Genomic DNA, 291 nt, shown 5'->3' on the forward strand with positions numbered 1-291 from the left:
GTATTATGGTCAGTATCCAGAGATAAAGGTGCTCGATAAGCAATCGATAGATGAGCGTATTAAGCAACTGAAGATGGAGTTAGCGTCCAATCGTTCAGCATCAAATCGAATTAATGAAACTGAGGCTTCTAAGAAGCTGCAGCGTTTGCTAGAAAATGCAATTGAGCGTGAAGCGTCAGATATTCACATAGTTAATGTTCTTGGTCAGAGGACGGAGATTAGTTATCGCATTTTCGGTGATTTTGTACCCGTTAGTGAGCAGACAGCAGAGTATGGTGAAGAGGTTATTAC

1 protein-coding gene is annotated in these 291 nt (G+C 41.2%); it reads left to right on the forward strand.

Translation table 11 applies throughout. From position 1 onward, the window contains the following. The coding region (locus AB4585_RS25400) for a hypothetical protein (protein WP_372171553.1) at nt 1–291 on the forward strand (291 nt) is incomplete at both ends.

The sequence above is a fragment of the Vibrio sp. 10N.222.49.C9 genome (genome assembly GCF_041474985.1).
Classification (GTDB): domain Bacteria; phylum Pseudomonadota; class Gammaproteobacteria; order Enterobacterales; family Vibrionaceae; genus Vibrio; species Vibrio crassostreae_C.